The sequence below is a fragment of the Cellulomonas sp. GbtcB1 genome (assembly GCF_019091725.1).
Classification (GTDB): Bacteria; Actinomycetota; Actinomycetes; order Actinomycetales; family Cellulomonadaceae; genus Cellulomonas.
Map to the genome: position 1 here is coordinate 6331 of NZ_JAGXJG010000085.1, position 3389 is coordinate 9719.

Consider the following 3389-nt stretch of genomic DNA (forward strand, 5'->3'; position numbering starts at 1 on the left):
GAGGCGCTCGGCGAGGTCACGGCCGCCGCGCTGGCCCAGCCGGAGATCCCCGAGCGGGTCATCACTGCGGACCCGGACAGCTGGTACACCGGCGACCCGGCCGTCATGGGACAGGAGAACTACGCGGAGTGGCGGTCGGCGGTGCGCGATCCCGACGTCGTCCGCGCGATGCTCGAGGACTACCGGGCCGGCATGACGATCGACCGCGAGCACGAGGAGGCCGACCGGGCGCGTGGGCACGGTGTCAGCGCGCCCCTCCTCGTGCTCTGGTCGCTGCGGGACGACCTCGCCCAGCTCTACGGCGACCCGCTGACCATCTGGCGCTCGTGGGCGACGGAGGTCGAGGGCCGAGGGATCGACTCCGGCCACCACGTGGCGGAGGAGGCACCCGAGGACCTCGTCGCGGCGGTCGTGCCGTTCCTGCAGCGACGAGGCGCGGTCGGCCGCCGAGCAGGTGCGGACCGCGACTGACCCCACGGGACGCGGCCGGGGTGCACCGGGCGTCCGCCCGCCGCGGTGAGCGCGCGGCCGTCGCCGCTCAGGCGTCGACGTCCCGGAGGAACGGCAGCACCACGTCCGCGAGCGCCCGCGGCGCCTCGAGCGCGACGTGGTGCCCCACGTCGTCCAGGACCACCGACCGGACCTCGCCCCGCACGACCTGCCGCAGCGTCGCGGCGGTGAAGCCGCCGCCGGAGCCGCCGACCGCCAGCACCGGGACGGTGATCGGGTGCGCGGCCGCGAGCGCCCGGTTCTCCTCCCCCTCGGAGAGCACGGACCGGTAGAGCCCCGCCGCGCCGCTCCAGCCGTCGGACCGGGCGAAGCCGCGGGCGAGCTCCGCGAGGTCGGAGTCGGTGACCGCGCCCGCGACCGCCGTCGTCACGCCGAACCACCAGTCGAGCAGAGCGCGCTCCCTCCCGGCGAGGAGCAGCTCCGGCACCCCGGGCGCCGCGAGAGCGCCGATGTGCCAGGACCCGCCGTGCGTGACGTCGGCGAACGCCTCGAGGCCGTACCCGGCGAGGCCCAGCTCGACGGCGATCAGCGATGCCACGTCCTCGGGGTGCCGGGTCGCCAGCCGCAGGACCGTGCCGCCCGCGACGTCCTGCCCGAGCAGGTGCACGGGCCCGAGGCCGAGGTGCTGGACGAGCGCGTGCAGGTCGTCGGCGGCGACGTCGCTGGTGAACGCGACGTCGGCGACCGCCGAGTCGCCGAAGCCGCGCAGGTCCACCGCGATCACGCGGTGCTCCGCGGCGAGGAGCGGGATGACGCGGTGGAAGGCCCACCAGGACTCGGGGAACCCGTGCACCAGCAGGACGGGCGGGCCGTCCGTGCCGGCGGTGACGTAGTGCAGCGTGGTGCCGCCGAGCTCGGCGCGGTGGTGCTGGACGCCGGCGGGGTCGGCGGATGCGGACGTGGCGGACATGGCGCCTCCTTGATTGACAATGTGGTTGTCATCTTTGTGATGGGCAACCACGTTGTCAATGGCGTGCGCCCCGCCTAGGCTCGGGGCGTGCCCGAACCCACCCGCGGAGTCCAGCTCGCCCTCCTGCTGCTCGGCGGGTTCGAGTCGATGGTCGACGACGTCGTGGACCACCTGGCGGAGCGCGGGCACCCCGGCGTGACCGCCACGCTAGAGTTCGCGCTCGCCGCGGTCGCCGACGGCGCCGACAGCGCCGCCGCGCTCGGCCGTCGGCTCGGGACGACCCGGCAGGCGGCCGCGAAGACGGTCGCGACGCTCGAGCAGCTCGGCTACGTCGAGCGCGTCGACGACCCCGCCGACGCCCGGCTCAAGCGGCTGCGCGTCACCGCGCGCGGCGAGGAGATGACCGCGATCGGGTCCGCCCGGTTCGACGTGCTCCGCGACCGCTGGGTGGCAGGACTCGAGCCCGGCACCGCGGAGGTCGTGGAGGCCGCGCTCCGGCGGCTTCCGGGCGGACGCCCCGGGAGCGCCGGCTGACGGACCGCAGGCCTGCTGTGCCGGGGTTCAGGGCTGGTGGGAAATCGTCCAGCAACGACAGCCCTTCCGAGAACGTCTCACTCAGGCTTCTGGGAGGAGCGCCTCAACGGTCACACCAGTCCCATGGGTCACAGACGAGCGGTCGATGGAACTGCCACGTGCACAGACGTCTCGCGCCACACCCGAGCGCGCAGCGTTCTGGGCGGTCCAGATCCCGCAGCTCGACGAAACCGCGCTAGACGTCTCGTCTGCGAACGACGGCGCAGGTCAGGGTCAACGTCGCCCCGGTCCAGGCGACGACCGCCAGCAGCGCCTCGGTGAACGTCAGGTCGCCGTCCGGGTGGCCCGGTAGCTCCAGCGGGCCGGACGCAGGCCCGGGGATCGTGCGGGCGAACCAGTCGACGGTCTCGATCGGGACGGCCTGCAGCAGCGCGGGCACGACGTAGAGGAACCCGAGGGTCGTCGCGACGGCGCCGATGCTCGACCGCACGAGGAACCCGACGCACGTGGCGATCGTCCCGGCGGCGGCCATGTAGAGCGCGGTGCCGAGGAGCACGCGCAGCACGTCGGGGTCGCCGAGGGTCGCGGGCTCGTCGCCGCCGAGCAGCAGCGCCGCGGCCTGGTACGACAGCACCGAGGACACCAGCGCCGACGCGAGGACGACGCCGGCGACCAGTGCGGCCTTGGCGAGCACGACCGACGCACGCCGGGGCGCGACGGCGAACGTGGTCTGCACGGCGCCGCGCTCGTACTCCGCGGTGGCGACGATGGTGCCCAGCATGAGGACCAGCAGCAGGGGCACCCAGTTGGTCGCGGTCACCGCCGTCAACGCCTCGGCGGTCAGGTCGTCGTGCGTCGCCCCCGTGATGTCGGCGGTCAGCGCGGTGAGCACGGCGATCACGACCGGCAGCACGGTGGCGAACACCAGCAACCACCGGGTCGACCGCAGGCCGCGCGCTTTGATGACCTCGCTGCGCAGCAGGCCGGAGAAGTCGAGCCGCACGGCGGGCACCGCGGCGGGCGTGGCGTCGCTGGTCGTCATCGTGGCGTCGCTCCGGTGGTGTACTCGACGGCGTCCTTGGTCAGCTCGAAGAACGCGTCCTCGAGCGACGCGCGCTGCGGGGTCAGCTCGGCCAGCACCGCGCCCGCACCGGCGGCGGCGCGGCCGACCTGCTCGCTGCTGAGGCCGGTGACGACGAGGGCGTCCCCGGCCGGCGCGAGGGTGCCGCCCTCCGCGGCGACGGCCGCCGCCAGCGGTTCGGCGGGTTCGCCGGTCGCCAGCCGTACCCGCACGCTGCTGCCCGTCGCCGCCGCGACGACGTCCGCGATCGGGCCGGCGGCGACGAGGCGCCCGCGCCCCAGCACGACGCCGTCGTCGGTGGGCTGCACCAACTCGCTCACCCGGTGGCTCGACCGCAGCCCGGTCGTACCCTGC

4 protein-coding genes and 1 pseudogene are annotated in these 3389 nt (G+C 74.8%); 2 read left to right on the forward strand and 3 right to left on the reverse strand.

Annotated elements, in window-relative coordinates:
* The coding region (locus KVT14_RS22715) for an alpha/beta fold hydrolase (protein ID WP_368858787.1) at nt 1-471 on the forward strand (471 nt) is incomplete at its 5' end.
* Nucleotides 472-538: 67 nt separating this feature from the next.
* On the opposite strand, the gene KVT14_RS19175 is transcribed toward KVT14_RS22715, so the two are convergent.
* Entirely contained in the window at nt 539-1420 is an 882-nt protein-coding gene (locus tag KVT14_RS19175; RefSeq protein WP_217617126.1) for an alpha/beta fold hydrolase, read from the reverse strand.
* Nucleotides 1421-1507: 87 nt separating this feature from the next.
* On the opposite strand from KVT14_RS19175, the gene KVT14_RS19180 reads away from it, so the two are divergent.
* The gene (locus KVT14_RS19180; RefSeq protein WP_217617127.1) at nt 1508-1954 is read left to right on the forward strand and encodes a MarR family winged helix-turn-helix transcriptional regulator; all 447 of its coding nucleotides are present in this window, start codon (nt 1508-1510) and stop codon (nt 1952-1954) included.
* Nucleotides 1955-2189: 235 nt separating this feature from the next.
* Here KVT14_RS19180 and KVT14_RS19185 read toward each other — a convergent pair whose 3' ends face one another.
* Nucleotides 2190-2996 carry an ABC transporter permease gene (locus tag KVT14_RS19185; protein WP_217617128.1) on the reverse strand — a complete coding sequence of 269 codons (807 nt, stop codon included), beginning with the start codon at nt 2994-2996 and terminating at the stop codon, nt 2190-2192.
* Nucleotides 2993-3389 (reverse strand): annotated as a pseudogene (locus tag KVT14_RS19190) (ABC transporter ATP-binding protein); the annotation flags it as partial. The gene KVT14_RS19185 and the pseudogene KVT14_RS19190, both read right to left, overlap by 4 nt.

Coding starts and splice junctions, on each gene's coding strand:
- KVT14_RS19185 (WP_217617128.1), bottom strand. CDS start 2,996: ATGACGACCAGCGACGCCACGCCCGCCGCGGTGCCCGCCGTGCGGCTC.
- KVT14_RS19175 (WP_217617126.1), bottom strand. CDS start 1,420: ATGTCCGCCACGTCCGCATCCGCCGACCCCGCCGGCGTCCAGCACCAC.